At 66.8% G+C, this 545-nt stretch carries 1 pseudogene; it reads left to right on the top strand.

The annotated features are described in order from the left end of the window. Window positions 1-190, top strand: a pseudogene (locus FYM52_RS18580) (hypothetical protein); the annotation flags it as partial. Between the last annotated feature and the right edge of the window lie 355 nt (window positions 191-545).

Below are 545 nucleotides of genomic sequence, written 5' to 3'. Positions count from 1 at the left end.
GGTGCGCACCTTCGGCAACGGACACTCGGCAGTGCAAAACGTGCGGGCCAAGCCGGAGGTGCAGCAGCGCCTGGAGCGGGTGGGGGTGGAAGCCGGCACGCTGCCCAGCGCGCAGTTCCAGAAGCTGCTGGATGCCGACTTTGTCAGCGCGGGCCAGATCGTCAAAGCCGCAGGCACCCAGCTGGACTGAAACGCGGGCCGGTGGCTGGACCGTGCCAGTCCACGTCCAGGCTTTACGTTGGGGAAGCCTTTTTTGATAGCTGTCAGCGCAGACAAGGTCAGCGTCAGAGCGTGGTTTCAATGAAATTTTGCACCCCGTAGGTCACAGGCGGTGTGGAGCGCGCTGCCAGTTGCGTGGACCCAGCCCTCTGACGGGGCGACCACCCGGACGGGCCCCAAGCCCGCCTACCTGGCCGGGAAGGATCCTGTGCAGCAACTGCGCATCTGCAGTGACCCCGCAGCGGGGGCTCGGTGGTGTGGATGCCTCCGCGCCAATCGCGTACCGCCACCCCCATGGGCCCAAGGCACGGCTGCAGCGTGGCCCT

The organism is Comamonas sp. CAH-2 (genome assembly GCF_009668305.1).
Lineage (GTDB): Bacteria > Pseudomonadota > Gammaproteobacteria > Burkholderiales > Burkholderiaceae_C > Comamonas > Comamonas aquatica.
This window is presented reverse-complemented; position numbering and strand designations above follow the sequence as displayed.